A 19,807-nucleotide genomic window follows, 5' to 3' on the forward strand; every position below is an offset into this window, starting at 1 on the left:
CAGCGCTCATGATGGCAGTAGGGAATTTCCATGGCCGGAGCTAAAAACGAAATCGGCTCCAGCAGATCGTGGGCATACGCGGGGTGCCGGCGCATGATCTCCCATTCCTGGGCGTCCAGCGCGCCAGGCTTCAGTAAAATGGCGTCCGGAACGCCCATCTTACCAATATCGTGCAGCAGGGCGCCGCGACGGATTTGGACAAGCTCGTCATTGCTGAGGCCAAATTTGATCGCAAGGCGCAGCGTCATCTCGGTGACCCGGCGGCTGTGCCCTTCGGTTTCTTTGTCGCGGAGGTCCAGAAAACCGGCCCACGCTTCGATCGTCGCATCGTACGCGGCGTGCATTTCCGCGAGGTTGAGCTCCAATTCGTCATTCAGCCGCCAGATCTCGGCTTCCGATCTTTTACGTTCGGTGACTTCCGTGGAGACCCCAAGTATTTGGCTGCACGTTCCGTCGGCGTGGATCAGCGGACGCTGCTCCGTCTGGAACCAGCGCGGCGCCCCTTCGCGATCCCGCATCTGTTCTTCGGCGACGAATTTCGCCCGCTGATCCTGAAGCACATACGCGCCCGGGGCGTCGAAGTCGGCGGAACGTTCGCGTTCGCCGCCCGGGCCGACCTGATTGAGACTGGTCATGTCTTCCGGCGACACTCCAAAGAAGTCGGCGAATGCTTGGTTCACCATCACAAAACGGTCGGCGTCATCCTTGATAAAGATCATGCTTGGCGCGGCGTCGATCACGCTCCGCAGAAAGTCCCGAGTCTCTACCAGCTCACACGTCCGCGCTTCAATGCGCAGCTCCAATTCTTCGTGAGCCTGCTGTAGACCAATCTGCGCGGCTTTGCGGTCGGTAATATCAACGAGCACCCCATCCCACACGGTCGCTCCGTCCGAGCGGCGCTCCGGACGCGACACGCCCTGGATCCAGCGTTCGACGCCGCTGGGCAAACAAAAGCGGCCTTCCCACTTCCATAGGTCCAGAGTCCGCGCGGATTCCCCAACCGTCTGATCGAACGATGAACGATCGTCGGGGTGGATGAGATTGATGATCCGCATTGCATCGCAGCGAACGTCATCGGGCGACATTTCATACAGGCCCCGGCAGCCCTCGCTCACAAACTCAAACTCCGGAGTTCCGTCCCGGTGGAGCGTGAAGCGATAGACCATGCCAGGAGCTTTTGCGGAAATACGCTCGTACTGGCCATGCAGCGCCCAGTAACGCCGCTGCGCGGCCACCGTGGAAATGGCGGCCACCGTGGAAATGGCGGCCACAAGGGCGCTGAAAAGGATCGTCACGATATGCGACTGCCACTTTGACAGTCCCGGCGCCACGAGCTCTTTGATCTGCTCGTATTCCGTCATGACGCATAGGGTCACGGCCGTAACGGCGAAAATAAACCACGCCGAAGATTTGGGGGCCTCGGTCAAACGACGGATGCGGTCCGATAATTTTTGAGTTCGCAACATAAGAGCCTGCATGCAATATGTGTTAGGGTCGTCCGTGCTTGCGGCGCAAGCATAGACCAGTCTTATTTTCGGCGTTCCAAGCTCACTTTCTCAGTGCGGATTGAGAAATACAGACAAAAAAGCCCTGCGCGGAACACGCAGGGCTATCTCAACTCCGTTCACGAAGCTAGGCGATGCGCAGCTTTGGCCGGCCGGATGTGATGGCGGCGGGCTGCTCAGGTTCGGCGTCGAGGGTGAAACGAGAGACGCCATTCTGGAGCGCTTCCGCGATCCGAGCCAGCTCGCCGGAGGCGTTGACCAAATCTTCGACCGCGCTGCTCTGCTGCTCCGTCGTCGAGGTGACGGTTTGGATGGATGCGGAGACTTCCTCGGCCGACGCCGACATCTCCTCGGCCGCCGCGCTGTTTTGATCGACGGCCGATGCGACAGCGGCCAGCGCCTGAGAGACTTCCGTGGTGGCGCCGCGCATTTGCGAAGCCGCCTCGCGGATCTGCTGGGCGCGCGATGTCACCGATTCGACGACTTTCTGGATCTCGCTCAGCGCCGCGCCCGCCTGCTCGGCTTGTGACGCGCCGTTCTCCACGTCCTTGCGGCCAGCATCCATCGACGCGATCGCTTCCTGTGTGCGGGTCTGCACTTCACCGATCAGAGCGCCGATCTCGCGGGTTGCCGCGCCGGAGCGCTCGGCAAGCTTGCGCACTTCATCGGCGACGACGGCGAAGCCGCGGCCCGATTCTCCGGCGCGCGCCGCTTCAATGGCGGCGTTCAGCGCCAGGAGATTGGTCTGGGCGGCGATGGCGTCGATGGTTTCGACGATGCCGCCGATGCGCTGCGAAGCGGCGCCCAGGCTTTCCATGATCTGCGCGGACTGGCTGACCGTGCGATGGATGTTCTGCATTCCCAGAACAGTCGCCTCCACCGTACGCGCTCCCTGGGATGCTGCGCTGCTGGCGCTCGACGCTTCGGAAGCGGCGAGCGCGGCGTCCGCCGCCACCAGGTCCACACTGTGCTCCAGCTTTCGCATCAAGCCCACGCTGTCCGCGACCGAATTCGCCTGGACCGAATTACTATGGGCGACATCGCCGGCGCCGCGCGCCGACTGCTCGGACGCCGTCGCCACTTCGCGCATCGTCTCCGTGATCTCTTCCGTGGAGCGGCCAACATTGCGCGCCGTGCTCGCCAGCTGCGCCGCCGACCCTGTCACGGTGGCGGCGCTCGCGCCGACCTCGCCGATCAGACGCCGCAGGTTGGCTCCCATGGCCTGGAAGGCGTGGCCCAGGGCGTCGCGGTCCGATTGCGGCTGCGTGGTCTGCCGCAGGTCTCCGGCGGCGATCCGTTCCGCCGCGTGCGCCATTTCTTTCTGGTAGACAATCAGCGAGCGGAAGGCGTCGGCGATGCGGCCGACTTCGTCATTGCTATGGACATCGATCGTCTGATCTACATCGCCCTTGGCGAGCGCTTCGGCGGCGGCCGCCATTGGCGCAAGTGAGCGGCCCAGGCGATTGGCGATGAACCAAACGAGAAGCAGCATCAGGACCGTCGCTACCAGACTGATGACGAGCGCCTGATTGCGCAGCGCGATGCTGGGGGCAAGGACGGCGTCCTGCGAGACATTCATCACGACGCGCCAGCCAGTAAACGGCGCCGTCGCCCAGTAAACGCGCCGCCATTCGCCGTTGATCTTGTCAGCCTGCTCGCCATGCTCATCCGCTGAGATCAGCTTACCGTCCGGCAGAGATTTGATGGGAGCGCCCGCAAAACCCTTGCCCAGCAGCAGCTTTTCATCCGGATGCGTGATCAACTGTCCATTGCGGCTGACGAGATAGGAATACTCCGCCGAGCCCTTGGCGTCGCCCAGAACTCGCACGCCGCTCATAATGGCGCGCAGCTGGTCGAGCGCCAGGTCGACACCCGCCACGGCGACAAATTCATGATTGGGGCCATAAACTGGCTGCGTGTAACTCACCATTGAGATATTGGCGCCGCCGTCGTCAAAGTACGGCTCGGTCACATACGGCTTGCCGGTTGTCTTTGCCCCGTTGTACCAATCCTGCGCGAGATCGTGATAGTCATACGTCACTTGATCGAGATTCGGCCAGCTCTTGCGCGTCACCCAGGGCATGGACAGCGTGTCCTTGGCCTTCATTTTGTCGTAGGCGATGTAAAAGTCGTAAGCTTCGTTCTCGGGGGTGCGCTTCAGGAGCGCGGCCAGGTAAGGAACGATCTTTGTATAGGGCTTGGCGCCCATGACTTCCTGACGCGCGGCGACGGCGTCGGTGCGCGCGCCGCACTGCTGTATGTAGGTATCCAGACGCCGGGCGGTGGAATCCAGCAGCGCCAGCGCCTTTGCGTCGGCCTGCTGCTCTAGAAGATGACGGCTCGTATTGTAGCTAAGCCAGGAGGTTGTGATCAAAACCGCGCCGGTCGCAAGTCCCACGGCAAGGCAGAGTTTTTGCGCAATCGTGCGTAAGCGGATGGATGGAAGGGACATAGTGGACGGGGCTCCTGACTGGCGTTAAAGTGACGAAGCCGCTTGTATAATTACGAGCTTCTCCCCAATTGTCGGCAGAAAGGTTCCCGTCCTTGAGACTGTGAGAGAATTATTCGACGTCGATCAAACGCCAGCGCTTCGCGAGGTTGAAGATCCGTGTTCGGCCGAGCGCCAGCGCGCCGACCGCGCCGTGGACATGTCCGCAGACCACGACCTTGGGCTGATGCTTCTGGATGTATTTGGCCAGCGGTCGCGAACCCAGATGCGGGCCGCCCGCACGGTCCAGCAGGCCGTAGGGAGGGGCATGGGAAATGACGATATCGGCGTAGGGAAAGTCGTAAGCCGCCGCTTCGGCCTCGGGATCGAGCGTCAGACGCTCCCAGAGACGCATCAGCTGCGGCGTCTCGTAGGCAGGGGTCAAAGAAACGCCGTGAACGGACATCGGCCCGCCGCCCTGGGGATCGTCGAAGGAGAGCGTCCGGTCCAGCATCCAGTGCAGGTTCGGAATGGACAGGGTCTCATCGGACATTCCGATATCGTGGTTTCCGGGAATCCAGAGGACATGGGGATAAGTCTCCGCCATTGAGCGCAGCCAATCGGTCATGGCCTGCATTTCCGCCGGGCTTCGCATGCCCATATTCGTCAAATCGCCCGCAATCACGCACAGATCCGCCGCCGGCATCGTCGCGGCGCGGAACTGATCGAACCGCGCGTGGACATCCGACATCGCAATAACTCTCATTCACACTCCATCAGCGTCACGGGAACCCACCCGCGCACGCTGTTAATCAGCCACAGCCGCGTCGCCTCCGCAAGCACCTCGCGCGGGAGCGCTCGCTCGGCGATTTCGCCGGCGGCAAGCAGCTCCGCCCGAAAGGTTCCGGCGAGCAGACCGCAATCGCGCGGCGGCGTCCAAAGGCGGCCGCCGATCTCCGCGACAAGATTTCCTACGGTAAACTCAGTCAATTCGTTCTCTTCGTTCCAAAGCAAAACGTCGAACGCGCCGGGATGCGCGCTCTTGTGGCGCTCGTAAACCGCGCGGCGCGTCGTCTTGTGGCAGAGAAACGGATCAAAACGATGGATCGCTTCTTTGGCAAGCGCCACCGGAAGCGGGTCGGAAGCGGCCGGCGGCAACGGTGTAGATTCGACGCGCGCCCGGCCATCGGCGCTCACCAGAAGCCGCACGCGCCACGGCCCATCGCCGAGCGATCGGGACACGTCGTCCAATGCGCTTTCGATACTTTCGGGAGAAAAAGGAAAATCGAAATACTCGGCCGTTTCGCGCAGCCGCTCCAGATGGCGCCCGCGCAGAACATACTCGCCGCCTTCCAGGCGCAGGGTCTCCAGCAGTTCGAACGGAGGCGCTGGCGCCTCGGCGAAGCGCGCCTTGCCGCGCGCCTCGGCGCGCTCGTCCTCCGGATCGGAGTCCCAGGTGATCCCGCTGCCAACGCCCAGCTCCACCGCATTTTTCGCCTTGTCCACAATCGCCGTGCGGATCGCCACATTGAACACGATCTCGGACTGATATGGGGCAATATAACCGATGGCCCCACAATAGGCGCGTCGGGCTGACGTTTCCAGGCGCGCAATGGCCCGCATTGCAGTCACCTTCGGCGCGCCCGTCACCGAGCCGCAGGGAAACAGCGCCCCAAAGATCTCCGTCAGGCCCACGTCCGATCGCAGACGAGCAGCGACGGTGGAAGTCATTTGCAGCACCGTCGGATAGGTCTCAACGTCGAAGAGCGAAGGAACATGCACAGAGCCAATCTCGGCGATGCGCCCGACGTCACTGCGCATCAAATCCACGATCATCACGTTCTCGGCGCGCTCCTTCTCGGACGCCACCAGCTCGCGCGACAGCGCCGCGTCTTCCTCCCGCCAGCGCCCACGCGGCCGCGTCCCCTTCATCGGACGCAGCGCGATGTCCCGCCCGCGCAGCGCAAAGAACAGCTCGGGAGACGCCGACAAGATTCGCTGATCGCCCAGGTTCAGATACGCCCCGTACCCACGCACGCCCTGAGCGCGAATAAGATCGCGCCAGTACGCCCGGTCGTCTCCGTGAAAATCCGCGCGGCGGCGCACCGTATGGTTGACCTGATACACATCGCCCGCCGCAATCGCCTCACGGATCGCGCGCACGGCGTCGCCGTACTCAGCGTCGCCCCCATCCCATTCTCCTAATGCATATTCGCCGGCGTCTTGTTCCATTGAAAAATCGGCAAGGGGCTCTCGGAATAGGCCGAACCAGACCAGCGGCAGATCGCCGGCGTGAGGAGCGGCCAGGGCCGGGTCGAAGGCGGGGGCGGCTTCGTAGGCGACATAACCGGCGGCCCAGAGGCCGCGCTGCGACGCCTGCTCCACGCGCCGCAGCGCAGGAAGAACTTCTGAAAGGGTCAGCGCGGAGATAATTTCGATGGGGTCGGCGAACGCCAGACGGCGCGGCGCGCCTTCAAAATCGCGGAACTCAAGTTGGACAATCGGATCGGTCATAACGGCGTACGCGGCGAACGGATGCAGGACAAGCGAGCGGAGTTATCGTATAATAGCACAAAGATCATGTCTACCACGCCGCCCCCGCCGCCCGATCCCGTCTCCGTCTGGCCTCCGCCGCCCGTCGTCGCCGAAGACAACAGGCGCAGCCGCCTATGCTCGATGCTGGCGAATTATATTTCGACCGCCGGCCTAGCGCGAGGAGTTGTGGGGACAAAAATTCTTGAAATCGTTTTGGGAGCAGCGACGGTCGTTGTATGGATTGCCGGATGGACCTTGCCCCAGCCATCCAATTTTATCGATCCTCTCTCAGCAGCTTCGGCGACGGCTCTGCTGATTCAGAACATCCTTTCTTTGATCTGGATGTATCGTCTTTACAAAAACACGGCCATGCTAGGCGTGTCCGCGCTTCGCTATACGCCGTGGTCTGTAGTCGCGTTTCAGATTATCCCGGTTGTCAATCTCATAGTCCCGTATCTTGCGCTTCGCGAAGTCTGGCGTGTGACGGCTTCTGATGCGGAGCTGGCGGCGGCTGGCGGAGAATGGGGTCAGGTGCGCGCATCCGCGCTATTGAGCGTCTGCTGGGGTGTGTCTATTCTTGTCACCATAGGTTCATACGCCCATGGCGTCTACGCAATGACCGCAGGCGGGAGCAGGCCGACCCTCATTGTTCTGGGCCTCGCCGATATTATCTTACATATTCTGGGAATTTTTGTAGTACTCCTTTTCACTCGACGCCAGGAAACACGGTACGCCGAGACGGCGGCGGCTCTGTATTATGAGACGGCTTGAAGAAAGATGAAAACCATGCAGTACTCCCCTCCGCCCGGTGGATCGGGCGATTCGGTCTGGCCGCCGCCGCCCACGACGCCGGACATCGCCCCCACGCTCCGCCCATTCGTGTCGCTTCTTCCGCTCGCCCGCGCCGTCGCCGCGCTGGGCGTATTCGATTTTATCGGTGCTCTGGGGATTAAGCTCTTACACGGTCATGCGATTCAAAGCATCAGCGCAATCAGCAGCACGCTGGTAGCGGGTTTAGTCTTAGGGTTGATTTGCGTCTCATACCTTGCGTACCGGATCATCTTCTTGCGCTGGACGTTTCTCGCCTACAGAAACCTCGACAGCTTCGAAGCCGCCGGGCTGGAAACCACGGCGGCCTGGGCGGTTGGTTGGTTCTTCGTTCCAGTCGTCAACCTCTATCGCCCGTTCATGGTTTTCCATGAACTTTGGAAGGCCGGAACTCCCGGTGTTGACAGTCGAGACGAGGTCGCATGGCAGCGCGTCCCCTCGTCCCCTCTAATCGGCTGGTGGTGGTCGTCAGTCATACTTCATGTTTTCTTCCTGAGAATGCTCGACAAAGTCCTTACCAACGGTCTCACAACTGTGGCTTCAACCGTACTCTTTCTTATCCTGGCTGCCGTCTCCGTCGCCCTCAGCATCGCCGTGGTTACCACCATCTCGCGCCGCCAGGAAGCCAAGGCGCGGGAGCAGGCGCAATCATTCCCAACTTATCTTTAAGAAAGCATTATTTATGGAACAGTTTCCGCCAACCGGAAGCCCGAGCAGCGTCTGGCCGCCGCCGCCCAGCAATACGCCCGACGAATCCCAAAGCCTGAGGATCACACTGCTGATGCAATACCGGTCTCCGGTTGCGCTGACACGCTGGATGATCGGCTTTGTCGCCACTACCGTTCTTTTGAACATTTCCGCAGTGCTTGTCCTGCTGGCGAACCCCAGGAGAACGTCTGAGGCGCAAGATTTAACGGACATCTCAAATCTTCCACGCCTGATCGCGGGAATTTTGTTCTATGTTTGGATCTATCGGCTTTACAAAAATCTCACCGCACTGAGTGTTCACGGCCTGAAATCCATTCCTGGGATCGCCGTCCTGATGTGCATGCTGCCGATTGTCAATCTTTACCAGCCTGTCGTCATCTTTGGAGAGATTTGGCGCGCATCAGCATCGCAAGCAAGCGTCGTACAGGCCGGTGGACGCTGGAAAGCGGTCCCCTTCGCTCCCATCATTGTATGCTGGTGGATTGCTTATCTCCTTTATAGCTTGGTCATCGCTCTAAACTCCAGAGACGTAAATAGCTCCTCTGACCCAACATCTTATCTATTCATCGGATTGACCTCATTGATCAGCGGCATTCTCATGATCATCCTCGCAGTACGTTTGTCCAGGCGCGAAGAGATACGTCACGCCGAAGCCTTGACGAGCCTGCAAGTTTAACCCTGTTTGTGAAAGATGAGCTTCATGGAGCAGTTCCCACCAACAAGCGAATTCGAAAACGTTTGGCCGCCCCCGCCGACCAGCGCCGCGCATGACCATCGCGAGCGGCGGCGCTCAATGCTGGCGGGATACGCCTCCACCGCAGGCTTGGCGCTAGGAGTGGTGACGGCTCAAGTTCCTGTCATCGTGATGTAAACGGTAGCGGTGATTAAGCAGATTCAGGAGCCCAGCGCAGCCATGGGAGGCGGCGATGTGATCGCGGGTCTCGCGATGATTCCCGCTGTTCTTGGCGCCATTCTTTTTCTGATTTGGAATTATCGGCTTTATAAAAATACGTTTGCGCTGGGCGCCACATCGCTTTCCTATAATCCAGGCTTCGTCGCGGCGTCTCAGCTCATCCCATTCGTCTGCTTCTTTACGCCTTATCTCGCGCTTCGTCAAGTTTGGCAAGCGACAGCGCCGGAGCGTGAGATGGCCGCCTCGGGAGGGAATGCACATCGAGTGCATGTCACGATGCTGCTCAATATCTGGTGGGGCTTCAATGTCCTCGCAATGCTCACGGCGGGCGCTTTTATTCTTTCCGGCTCCTATGACGGCCCGGATCAGTCGCTCAAATTGATCATGCGAACATTCAGCATTGTTTCCAGCATCTTCGGAATATTTGTGATCAAGGCGCTCACACGACGTCAAGACGCGCGATACGCTGAGGCGGCGGCGGCTCTGGGATAGTCAGCAGCAATGGACATGACAACGACGGGCAATGTTCATCGGCCGCCGCGTCGGGTACCGGCCCACAAAAACAGCCGTCGACATTCGCGGACTTCTGAACCCGCGAAGGCGGGTGACCGTACTTTTAGCCGCGAATTCATTCGCCAGGCTTGCGCGTTCCGCGCAAGAATTTAACTTAACAGCTTACTAGGAAAGATTCACAATATGACGCCGGACATACAAATCGCCTCGCCGGCCGACATCGACACGCTGCTGCCAATGATCGCCCAGCTTTACGCGCACGAGCATATTCCGTTCAACGACGCCGTGCTGCGCCCCGCCGTCGCGTCGCTGCTCACGGACTCCGCGCTGGGTTTCATCTGCCTGATGCGCGCAGACGAGGCGCCCGCCGGCTACCTCATCACGACATTCGGCTATGACATTGAGTTTGGCGGGCGTCAGGCGACCATCACCGATGTGTACGTCCAGCCCGAGTTTCGCCGCCAGGGCGTCGCCGCCGCCGCGCTGCGTTTTGCGGAGCAAACATGCCGGGAGCGCGGCGTTCGGGCGCTGGAGCTTCAAGTGTCCGACGGCAACACGGCGGCGCGCGACGCCTATAAGAAATTCGGGTTCGTGACGCCAGGGCGCTTCGTCATGAACAAAAGGCTCGTGTGAGACACATCTCGCCGCCGGCGATCCAGGCAACGCAGAACTAGACATTTGATGAGCACGCGGGTACCCTGTACCCGAAATTTACTGGCGACGACGCCGGGCGAGGCTTACCCATGACCACACTATTCGACAAAGAAACCGGAGCGGAGATCGGCGCGATCAATCCCGAACAGCTGGAGTTCCTCATGAACCACCTGGAAGAGGATTCTGCCGATGATACCGACTATTATCTCAACGAAGACACGCTGGAGATGTTCGAGCTGGAGGGCGCCGATGAGCGTCTGGTCACCCTTCTCCGGGACGCCATGGGCGACAGGGAAGAGTTCGAAGTTCAGTGGGTCACAACGGACGCGATTTGAGCGAACTCACTCAGGATTCAAGCGAGCGCGCTTCGACGCGTCTGAGCCTGCGTCATCTCCATCAAAAGCGCATCGTGCGGCGTGGACTGCGCGTGTTTCTTCTGGCCGTTCTGAGTCTGCTCGGCGCGGCCTTTGTCGTCACCAGCTTCGGCGCGCAGACCTACCACTGGCGCGCCTTTGATGTCCAGGTGAGCATTCATCCCGCCCGGCATGGCGAGACGCATTTGGTGTTCACCCCTCTCGGCGAAGTGAGGGCGGCGACCCATAAGACTCCGCTGGCTCTGGAAGTCAGTCTTCGCTCCGTTTCCTTTGAAAACCTGGGACGTCTGGTGGAGCATATGCCGCCGCGCAAGGATCTGGAGCGGGAGTTCGCCGCCGTCGCGCGCCACAGCCTGACGCGCTTCGCCCTGCGCGAAGTGACGCTGGGGATGCTGGGCGCCCTGCTCGGACCGCTGCTTCTTCGCGCGCGCCGTATTCGGGTATGGGTCGCCGCGGCGCTCCTCGGAAGCGTCTTCATGGGCCTCATGCTCTATGGGACGTTCAGGACGTACAACGCCAAGGCGTTCGACCAGCCCACCTTTGTCGGCTCGCTGCGCGAGGCGCGGGCGGTCACGACGCTCGTCAGCAGCGCGTTTCGCAGCGCGAACGCCCTCTCGGACAAATTGAAGATCGTCGCGGGAAACCTCAACGTTCTCTACGGCCGCATTGGAGATTCGGCGATCACGCCGGAGGACGACAGCAAGACCGTACGCGTTCTGCACATCTCCGATATCCACAACAACACGGCCGCCATCGACTTCGTCCGAGAGCTGGCCCAAAAGTTTCAGGTAAACTTCGTCATCGACACCGGCGATCTGAGCGACTATGGCTCCCCCGTCGAAGCGCCGATCGCGCGCGGCGTCGGCGCACTGGGCGTTCCGTATCTCTTCATTGCCGGCAACCATGACTCCCAGACCACCGTCGCCGCCGTGCGCGCCAATCCCAACGCCATCATCCTGAACGGACAGCCCGTCGTGGTGGACGGCCTGACCGTCCTCGGCCTTCCTGATCCCAGCTCCGCACGAGCGGGAATCGGCAGCGTCGACACGCCGCTCGCCTCGCTGCGCGACTCCAGCGGAGCACTCGCGGAAGATGTCGCGCGCCTGGACACGATACCGAGCATCGTCTGTGCGCACAACCCGCTGGCGGAAGCCTCACTGGAAGGACGCGTCCCTCTGCTCCTCTGCGGGCACATGCACCGGGCATATATCAATTTGGTCGGCTCCACCGTGATTTGCAACGCCGGGACGACCGGCGGGGCGGGGCTGCGTTATCTCGACCGCCGCGACGGCGTCCCCCTCACCGCCGCCGTCCTGACATTCTCACGCGGCCCCAAGCCCAAACTGCTCTGGATCGATCAAGTGGCGCTGGACGGCGCGCTCAATGAATATTCTATTTCACGCCGCACGTTCGCAACGGCAAAATAGGGAACAAAATTACCGAAACGCCGCGTACTCTTCATGAAACACAACTTCTCGGCCGCACTATTGAATCGCATCGAATTGATGAAAATCGTCCACGAAAGAGGCATCGACATGACGACAAACACAGCTCGCGAATTTCAGACGATTGGCGTCCTGGCGACGCTCTGCGCCGTTCTGGCGTCACCACACGCATCCGCCGCCCCGGCGACAACGCTGGCCGCCGCCAAAACAATCCAGGTTCAGGAAACATTTCTGGCGCCCGACGCTCAGCAGAAACTGGTTCCCCGCTACCAGATGGCCGTGCGCGTCACAAAGCCGAACAAGATCCGCATCGATATGGTCCGCGCCAATCCCGGCCCGGATGCACCCAAGCATGCGTCCTACTTCGTGACCGACGGCAAGTCGGCGCACGAGTATAACGGCCCAGCCAACGAGTTCGTGGTCAGCGATATTCCCCCGGCGGGCCAGTCGTTCCAGTCCCAGGCGTACAGCATGGCGTCTGTGGACGCCCTGTTGAAACCCAATGAGAAACCCAGCCCGCATTCAGGAGTGAAGCGCACCGCCAGCGTCGAAACCGTGGGCGGCCGCAAATTGAACGTGTTTACCGATACGTACCCCTCTGGCAAGGGCGGCGACGGCGCATCCTACACTATTATTCAAAAGAAGTGGGTCGATCCCAACACGGGACTGCCGTTCCGAATGGCCGTCTCCGTCAAACAGGGCGCCAAGACCACGGTCTTGCAGCAGACGAACTTCACCGGCTGGACCTTGGACAAGCCGATCCCGGCCGCGCAGTTCGCCTGGGCGCCGCCCTCAGGCGCTAAGGAGCACACCGAGCCCAAGCTCCTGGCCACCGGAACGGCAGCCCCGGACTTCACCGCGATCACGCCCGACGGCAAGGAAGTCAAGCTTTCGGATTACAAGGGCAAGGTGGTCGTGGTGGACTTCTGGGCGACCTGGTGCGGCCCCTGCCAGTCGGCCATGCCTCACTTAGAGAAGGTCTATCAGCAGGTCAAAGACAAGGACGTCGCGGTGCTGGGCGTGTGCGTTTGGGATGACAAGAAGGCCTACGACAAATGGGTGACGGAGAAGAAGGGCGTTTACAACTTCCCGACCGCCTTCGATCCGGCCGGGCAGTCGAGCGAAAAGAGCATCGCCGGCTCGCTCTATCATGTCACGGGCATTCCCACCCAGTATGTGATTGACAAAGACGGCAAGGTCGCCGCGACGACGGTCGGTTACGATGAGAACGATCACGTGCTCGAAAAGGCGCTCGTCAAACTCGGCGTGGACATCCCCGCAGAACCCAAGAGCGCATCCGCGAAGTAACCCCCGCTCCCCTCTTCCGTTTCGGGAGAGGGGAGCCAGAACATTTTCTTTGTGAGCCATATGGTAGAATGCCGTATGGAATCGCCTCGCGCTCACTGGAAATTCGAATTGCTCGGCGCGATGCGCGGCCGCAGCGGCGACCTCGTTTTAGAGCGCTTTCAAACACAAAAGACCGCCTCTCTACTGGCCTATCTGGCCTATTTCCCCATTCAGCGTCATACGCGCGAGGCGCTGATCGACCTGCTCTGGCCGGATGCCGATCTCGACGCCGGACGCAATCGCCTTTCGCAGGCGGTCGGCTGGCTGCGGACCCAGCTGGAGCCTTCGGGAACACTACGCGGCGGTGTGATCCTCTCGGACCGGCAATCCGTCGGTCTCGATTCCCTTTCTTTCACCACGGACGTGGGGGAGTTCGAGAAGGCCGTCCGGAATGGGCAGTCCGGCGACGCCGTCACAAGCATGGACGATGCTCGGCTTGAAGCGCTCCAGAACGCCGCCGCGCTCTATCACGGCGACCTGCTTCCCGGATACTACGATGACTGGGTTCTCACGGAGCGCGAGCGCCTGCTGGGCCTGTACCTTCCCGTTCTGCGCCGCCTGATCGATCATCATGAGAAGCGCCATGAATGGGAAAGCGCTTTGGACTATGCGCGGCGCGCGCTGGCCGCCGATCCCATCGCGGAAGAGCTCCACTGCAATTTGATACGCCTGCTCGGCGCCTCCGGGCAGCCGGCCGCCGCAGTGCGCCAGTTCAAGGAGATGGAGCGTCTGCTCGCAAAGGAACTGGGAGACGAGCCTTCCCCCGCCGCACGTGAGATGATGGCGCGTATTCGCCAGAACAGCTCCCCAAACAGCGCTTCTCCGGCTCCCATGCGCGCTGGCTCCGCGCTCCCCATGCAAATGACGCGTTTTTTTGGACGCGAACTGGAAATCGCGCAGGTGCAGGGCCTCATAGAAACGGGTGGCGCGCGGCTGGTGACGCTCGCAGGAATGGGCGGCGCGGGCAAGACGCGGCTGGCGATCGAGACAGCCGCCCGCCTCCGTCCCCACTTCCAAGACGCGGTCTTCTTCGCGCCGCTCGCGGATCTCAGCGACGCCCGCTTGATCCCCGGCGTTCTCACCGATCTTCTCATGCTGCCGCCCAGCGGCGACGCCGCGCCGCTGGAGCGGGTCGCGGCGGCGCTCGCGGCGCAGCCTTCCCTGCTGGTGCTGGACAATCTCGAGCACTTGATCGACGAGGCGACGCCCATCGTACGCTCTCTGCTGGAGCGGGCGCCGTCACTGACCATTTTGATTACCTCGCGCCAGCGCCTCAATCTGAACGGCGAACGCGAGATCGACATCCCCCCGCTGGACGCCCCGACGGAAGAGCTGTCCTTCGCGCCGCAGGGCGCAGCGCTGGAGCAGCTGATGCGCATCGACAGCGTGCGCTTGTTCGTTGATCGCGCGCAGGCGGTCCGCCCCTCGTTCGCCCTGACCCCGCAGAACGCCTCTGATGTCGCGCGTCTCTGCGCCCGACTAGACGGGCTGCCGCTGGCGATCGAGCTGTGCGCCGCGTGGGCGCAGACGCTCACCCCCACGCAGATGGTCGCGCATTTGAACCGCCGCTTCGATCTGCTTGTCAGCCGCCGCACGGACATCGCCGCCCGGCATCGCACCCTGCGCGCAACCCTGGAGTACAGTTTCCTGCTCCTTTCCCCCGATCTTCAGGCGTTCTTCGTGCGTCTCTCCGTGTTCCGAGGGGGATGGACTTTGGAATCCGCGACGGCGATCTGCCGGGAAGGCTCCGATCTGTCGCCACTCTCCACCCTCGAAGCGATCACGGAATTGCACGAACGATCGCTCGTTACGGCGGAAGAAGCGGCCGGCGAGATGCGCTACCGGATGCTGGAGACACTGCGTGAGTTTGCCGTGGAGCAATGGACACTGGCTGTGGAAGAGCCGCTTCAAAAGCGACACGCCGAGTTCTTTCTGGCGCTCGCCGAGCAGGCAGGGCCGCCGATGGCGTCGCTGGATCAGACAGCATGGTTCGCGCGGCTGGACGCGGAGCACGACAATCTGCGCGCCGCGCTGGACTGGCTGATCGCACGCCGTGAGGGAAAGAAAGGCCTGCGCATGGCGGTGGCGCTTTCCATATTTTGGGAGATGCGCGGCTATCTCCGGGAAGCGCAGCAGCGCCTGGAACTGCTGCTCAGTCTCAATGTCGATCCGTCGGAAGACAGTCCGCGCCTGCGGGCGCGGGCGCTGCATGCGTATGCAAACGCGCTTCACGGCCTGACCGATCTCACACAGGCTGAGTCTTATGCGAACGAGGCGCTGACTGCCTGGAGGGCGCTGGGAGACGCGTCCGGCATGGCGGCCTCCCTGGAGATGCTCGGTGAGATCGCCATGATGCATGAAGACTACGAACCGGCCGTGCGGCTATTGGAGGAAGCGCGCTCCCTGGCGCTGGGCGCCGGCGACGAGGCGATGTCCGCCAGCGCCGTTCACAGTCTCGGCAGGATCGCGCTCGCGCGAGAGCGCTGGTCCGAAGCCTGGGACGCTCTCTCCGAAAGCCTGCGTCTGCACCGAATGCTGGGCAACCAGAACAAAGCCGCCGCCGCTCTCAATAATCTCGGCCTGGTGGCGCGCTATCGCGGCGATCTGGAAGCGGCCCGCGATCTGCTGCATCAAGCATTGTCGGAACACCAAAAGCTGGGCGACCGCCATCGGATGGCGATCTCCCAGCTCAACATCGGAACGGTCAATCTGATCGACCATCGCTACGCCGATTCGCGATCCGCATTGGCTCAAGCCATGAAACTGTCCGTGGAGATCGACGACCGGCGCGTCCAAGCCTGGTGTGTCAAGGAACTCGGGCATCTGACCTGCGCCGAAGGTCATTTCGAACCGGGAGTTCGCCTGCTCTCCGCCTCGGAAAGCCTGAGAACTACGCTCGGAATTTCATTTAGCCCCGCCGATCCCGAGCAGCTCGCAGCCGATACCGCCCGCGCCAAAGCCGCTCTGGGCGACGCCACGTTCGCCGCCGCCTGGGCGGCGGGCGGAGCCCTCTCGGCGTCGGACGCCGTAAAGGAAAGCCAGGAAAGGCGCGCATAAGTACGGTTTTTTCGCACAATTCACCCAAAAATTTTCAATATTCGGTAAATTTAAGACTCAATCACCACGATTTAGGAGTCTTTTGGGAGTCGGTCCGTATAATAAACACATCACTCTCATCCAGTGGTTGGCGATGTTGCCGACAGATCGCCACACCGCAAGGACGCGGCAGACTCATTAAAAGCGAGTTTGACTACGGACAAAATAGTCAAACTTCTATCCGGCTGACCAGACAACAGGAGGCCCCCATGGCCCCGTTCGTCTGTTCCGTGAAAAACGTTAGCGCAAAGGAAACTTTTATGAAAGCCGTCACCCGCCCTTCTTTCCGATCTCAGCGATCAGGGTTTACTCTTATCGAGCTCCTCGTCGTCATAGCCATCATCGCGATTCTCGCCGCGATCCTGTTCCCCGTCTTCGCCCAGGCTCGTGAAAAGGCCCGCCAGATCAGCTGCTCCTCCAACCTGCGTCAGATCGGTCTTGCCGGGATGCAATACGCACAGGACTATGACGAGACGCTGTTTCCCCCTCAAATCGGCAATTATACGTGGTACGGCAATAACGGGATTAACACCGACCAAACCGTCGGCTTGCTACAGCCGTATATGAAGAACATCCCGATTTTGGATTGCATGGACGCCGCAGGCATTAGCAAAGAAACATCCAATGTTCCCACTGCCTACGGGCTGAATATGATGATATACTTGTCCACGGGCCAGTTCACCGAAGCGACGCTGGCAAAGTTTACATCTCCTAGCGATACGATTCTGCTTTTAGACGCGGCGGGATATTGGAATGGCGCTCTCTATCGCTCCACAACGGTGGCCTGGCCATCCCTCAAAAGTCCTGGGGCGCATGGCCGTCATCAAGGCTCCGCAAATATTCTCTGGTGCGATGGACACGTGAAGGCGATGAAGCCGGTGCTTTTGCCGACTTCGTCGGCAGCCATCAAAACGAACAATATCGGCGATATCCTGCGCGGTCCCCGCACCGGAATCGCCGACCAGGATGACTACTACTATCAGCCTGATAAGAAGAGCTAATTCTCTCTTCATCCACTCTGCGCGCACGCCGTGACCGGCGTGCGCGTACTTCCATCGCCCTTCTTCCCGCAATACAAGGATTCGCCCCTATGGTTATTCCAGCATCCCGACGGTCTTCGCGCATCGCCTTCGCCGCGCTTGCCGCCTTCAGCGCCGCCACCGTCCCCGCGTGGGCCGCTCCAGTGTCGCCCCTTCTTTCCGCCAAAACGATCCATGTTGAAGAAACGTGGTCCATCGCGGCTGGCCAGGACAAGATGGTCGCAGCTTATAAGATCACGACGGATATCGCCCGGCCCGGTTCGTTTCACACCACGCTGGTTCCCACAATGCGTAAGGGGGAACTGCCGTCGGCCCTGATCTCGGACGGGACGACCGCGCATGAAGTGAACGGCTTCCAAAAGACGTACTCCCTGATCGATACGCCGAAGGCGGGCGAGGCGCCTAGCTCGGAAATCAGCAGCATGGCGAGTCTTGGGGTGGTTTTCCATCCCGACGCCGCTCCGGAGGCGCCTGAGATCAAGCGCACGGTCAGCAGCGATAAGCTGGATGGCCACGCGATGACCCTGCGCACGGATACCTATCCGACCCGCTCGTTTGGCGGACGCCCTCCGATCACGGAAGTCCATAAGCTCTGGATCGATGCTAAGACGGGATTGCCGCGCCGCCGCTCCACGTTTGTCATATCGGACGGAAAGACGCGTGAAGAAGATCGTACGGATTTCTTGAAGTGGACGCTGAACAAGCCGATTGCAGCGAAGCAGTTCGCCTGGGCGCCGCCGGCGGGGATCACGGAGCACGTCGAGCCGAAACTGCTGGCGGTGGGAGCAGACGCGCCCGACTTCACCGCGACGGCGCCCGACGGCAGTTCCGTCAAGCTCTCGGATTACAAGGGCAAGACGGTCATCTTAGATTTCTGGGCGACCTGGTGCGGACCGTGCCAGGCCAGCATGCCGCATCTGGACAAAGTGTATCAGCAGGTGAAGGACAAGGACGTTGTCGTACTCGCCGTTTGTGTCTGGGACACGAAGCCGGAGTATGACAAGTGGGTTGCGGCGAAGAAAGATGTTTACAGCTTCCCCACGGCTTACGATCCGGCGGGACGCGGCGACAAGAGCATTTCCGGCAGCCTGTACAAAGTCTCGGGAATTCCCACCCAATATATCATCGACAAGGACGGAAAAGTCGCCGCGACCACGGTGGGCTATTCCGAAGGCTCTCACTCTCTGGAAGACGCGCTGAAATCGGCGGGAGTGACCGTGGCGAAGCCTATCAAAAGCGCCTCTGCTCGATAATGCATTCCCGTTGAAGAGTTGCGCAAGAGTGATTTTGGACTTATTTGAGGATCGACCGGCATACTGAACGGACAGGGGAAGTCGAACGTAAGATGAAAGTGACCTATAATCCCGACGAGGACAAGCTGCGGATCTTGTTCTGCAACGCTCCGATCCAGGAAAGCGAGGCCCACCGCTCCGGATTGATTCTGGACTACGACCAGAACGGGCGGATCGTCGGTCTGGAACTGAGCGATGCGTCCGAGCAGATGTCGGTTCCCTACACCGTAAATTTCGCCGAGCGCGCCTTCACCCTGGCGGCCGGCGGTTCTCAAACCGAGGAAGATAGCACTCCATGAAAGCCATTGGACTGATCGGCGGAATGAGCTGGGAAAGCACTGCGATTTACTATCAGCAGATCAACCAAGCTGTGCGCGAAAAGATGGGCGGACTGCACTCCGCTGAGATCGTTATGCACTCCTGTGACTTCGCGGAAATCGTTTCTCTGCAGCAGCAGGGCGACTGGGACGCCATGGCCGGCAAGCTGGCCGCCGCCGCGCAGTCTCTGGAGCGCGCCGGCGCGGGCTGTCTGGCGATCTGCACCAACACAATGCACAAAGTCGCCGCCGAAGTGCAGGCGGCGGTGAATATCCCGCTGATCGACATCCGCGACGTCATCGGCGAAGCAATTGAAGCCGATGGACTGCACACCATCGGCCTGCTGGGCACCCGTTACACTATGGAGCAGGAGTTCTTTCGCGCCCATCTCGCCCGCGAGTGGGGCCTCAAAGTGCTCACCCCCCAGGAAGAAATGTACGGCGTGGTCCACGAGATCATTTTTGGCGAACTCTGCCAGGGCATTGTCAGCCCCGCCAACCGTGTCCGGATGACCGAAATTATCTCCGAAATGGCCAAACGCGGCGCGCAGGGAATTATTTTGGGCTGTACGGAGTTAATGCTGTTATTGAGCCAGGATGATTCGCCGCTGCCGCTCTACGACACCACAACTCTGCACGCCCGCTCTCTGGTGTCCTACGCCATGGGAGAGGACGCCCACATCCTCCCGGCTTCGCACGCCGTCCTTGCCGCCGTTTGATCTTAACCGTGATTTTGACGATTTCGAGTGCGCTCAAAAAAGGTACACTGAATTTGCCGCCCCGAGCCGCCCATAATCTTAACTAAGCCGCAT

18 protein-coding genes are annotated in these 19,807 nt (G+C 60.8%); 14 read left to right on the forward strand and 4 right to left on the reverse strand.

Features of this window, described 5'->3' with window-relative positions:
• The 4 genes from ABIZ35_RS12100 to pabB form a co-directional block, all read right to left on the reverse strand.
• Nucleotides 1-1,466 (reverse strand): PAS domain S-box protein (locus ABIZ35_RS12100; RefSeq protein WP_348220161.1); only part of this gene is annotated, 1,466 nt, incomplete at its 3' end.
• Nucleotides 1,467-1,632: 166 nt separating this feature from the next.
• Nucleotides 1,633-3,957, reverse strand: coding sequence for a methyl-accepting chemotaxis protein (locus ABIZ35_RS12105; protein ID WP_348220162.1), 2,325 nt, complete (start codon nt 3,955-3,957; stop codon nt 1,633-1,635).
• A gap of 109 nt (nt 3,958-4,066) precedes the next feature.
• Nucleotides 4,067-4,699 (reverse strand): metallophosphoesterase, encoded by a 633-nt coding sequence (locus ABIZ35_RS12110; RefSeq protein ID WP_348220163.1) that lies wholly within the window; start codon nt 4,697-4,699, stop codon nt 4,067-4,069.
• Nucleotides 4,696-6,447, reverse strand: a complete 1,752-nt coding sequence (pabB, locus tag ABIZ35_RS12115; RefSeq protein WP_348220164.1) for an aminodeoxychorismate synthase component I — start codon at nt 6,445-6,447, stop codon at nt 4,696-4,698. Before pabB ends, ABIZ35_RS12110 begins: the two co-directional genes overlap by 4 nt.
• Between pabB and ABIZ35_RS12120 the strand changes: the two genes are divergently transcribed.
• The 14 genes from ABIZ35_RS12120 (at nt 6,427) to ABIZ35_RS12185 (ending at nt 19,714) form a co-directional block, all read left to right on the forward strand.
• Nucleotides 6,427-7,239: a DUF4328 domain-containing protein gene (locus tag ABIZ35_RS12120; RefSeq protein WP_348220165.1), complete on the forward strand. Its 813-nt coding sequence runs from the start codon at nt 6,427-6,429 to the stop codon at nt 7,237-7,239. The two genes, pabB and ABIZ35_RS12120, sit on opposite strands and share 21 nt — an antisense overlap.
• Before the next feature lie 6 nt (nt 7,240-7,245).
• Entirely contained in the window at nt 7,246-7,965 is a 720-nt protein-coding gene (locus ABIZ35_RS12125; RefSeq protein ID WP_348220166.1) for a DUF4328 domain-containing protein, read from the forward strand.
• A 13-nt stretch (nt 7,966-7,978) separates the two neighbouring features.
• Nucleotides 7,979-8,680, forward strand: coding sequence for a DUF4328 domain-containing protein (locus ABIZ35_RS12130; RefSeq protein WP_348220167.1), 702 nt, complete (start codon nt 7,979-7,981; stop codon nt 8,678-8,680).
• Nucleotides 8,681-8,704: 24 nt separating this feature from the next.
• Nucleotides 8,705-8,875 (forward strand): hypothetical protein, encoded by a 171-nt coding sequence (locus tag ABIZ35_RS12135; RefSeq protein ID WP_348220168.1) that lies wholly within the window; start codon nt 8,705-8,707, stop codon nt 8,873-8,875.
• Nucleotides 8,876-8,884: 9 nt separating this feature from the next.
• The gene (locus tag ABIZ35_RS12140; protein ID WP_348220169.1) at nt 8,885-9,409 is read left to right on the forward strand and encodes a DUF4328 domain-containing protein; all 525 of its coding nucleotides are present in this window, start codon (nt 8,885-8,887) and stop codon (nt 9,407-9,409) included.
• A 204-nt stretch (nt 9,410-9,613) separates the two neighbouring features.
• Complete coding sequence (locus ABIZ35_RS12145) at nt 9,614-10,063, forward strand: GNAT family N-acetyltransferase (protein WP_348220170.1); 450 nt, start codon at nt 9,614-9,616, stop codon at nt 10,061-10,063.
• A 110-nt stretch (nt 10,064-10,173) separates the two neighbouring features.
• A complete protein-coding gene (locus tag ABIZ35_RS12150) occupies nt 10,174-10,419 on the forward strand; it encodes a galactosyldiacylglycerol synthase (RefSeq protein WP_348220171.1) in 246 nt (81 codons plus the stop codon).
• Nucleotides 10,416-11,885, forward strand: coding sequence for a metallophosphoesterase (locus ABIZ35_RS12155; protein ID WP_348220172.1), 1,470 nt, complete (start codon nt 10,416-10,418; stop codon nt 11,883-11,885). Before ABIZ35_RS12150 ends, ABIZ35_RS12155 begins: the two co-directional genes overlap by 4 nt.
• A 108-nt stretch (nt 11,886-11,993) precedes the next feature.
• The gene (locus ABIZ35_RS12160) at nt 11,994-13,211 is read left to right on the forward strand and encodes a redoxin domain-containing protein (RefSeq protein ID WP_348220173.1); all 1,218 of its coding nucleotides are present in this window, start codon (nt 11,994-11,996) and stop codon (nt 13,209-13,211) included.
• Between the two features lie 75 nt (nt 13,212-13,286).
• Nucleotides 13,287-16,307, forward strand: a complete 3,021-nt coding sequence (locus ABIZ35_RS12165) for a BTAD domain-containing putative transcriptional regulator (protein WP_348220174.1) — start codon at nt 13,287-13,289, stop codon at nt 16,305-16,307.
• A 299-nt stretch (nt 16,308-16,606) separates the two neighbouring features.
• Entirely contained in the window at nt 16,607-17,347 is a 741-nt protein-coding gene (locus tag ABIZ35_RS12170) for a DUF1559 domain-containing protein (RefSeq protein ID WP_348220175.1), read from the forward strand.
• Nucleotides 17,348-17,436: 89 nt separating this feature from the next.
• Nucleotides 17,437-18,639, forward strand: a complete 1,203-nt coding sequence (locus ABIZ35_RS12175) for a redoxin domain-containing protein (RefSeq protein ID WP_348220176.1) — start codon at nt 17,437-17,439, stop codon at nt 18,637-18,639.
• Between the two features lie 92 nt (nt 18,640-18,731).
• Nucleotides 18,732-18,977, forward strand: a complete 246-nt coding sequence (locus ABIZ35_RS12180; RefSeq protein ID WP_348220177.1) for a DUF2283 domain-containing protein — start codon at nt 18,732-18,734, stop codon at nt 18,975-18,977.
• The gene (locus ABIZ35_RS12185) at nt 18,974-19,714 is read left to right on the forward strand and encodes an aspartate/glutamate racemase family protein (protein ID WP_348220178.1); all 741 of its coding nucleotides are present in this window, start codon (nt 18,974-18,976) and stop codon (nt 19,712-19,714) included. The genes ABIZ35_RS12180 and ABIZ35_RS12185 overlap by 4 nt, the downstream gene beginning before the upstream one ends.
• Nucleotides 19,715-19,807 lie beyond the last annotated feature (93 nt).

Source organism: Capsulimonas sp. (genome assembly GCF_039929585.1).
Lineage (GTDB): Bacteria > Armatimonadota > Armatimonadia > Armatimonadales > Capsulimonadaceae > Capsulimonas.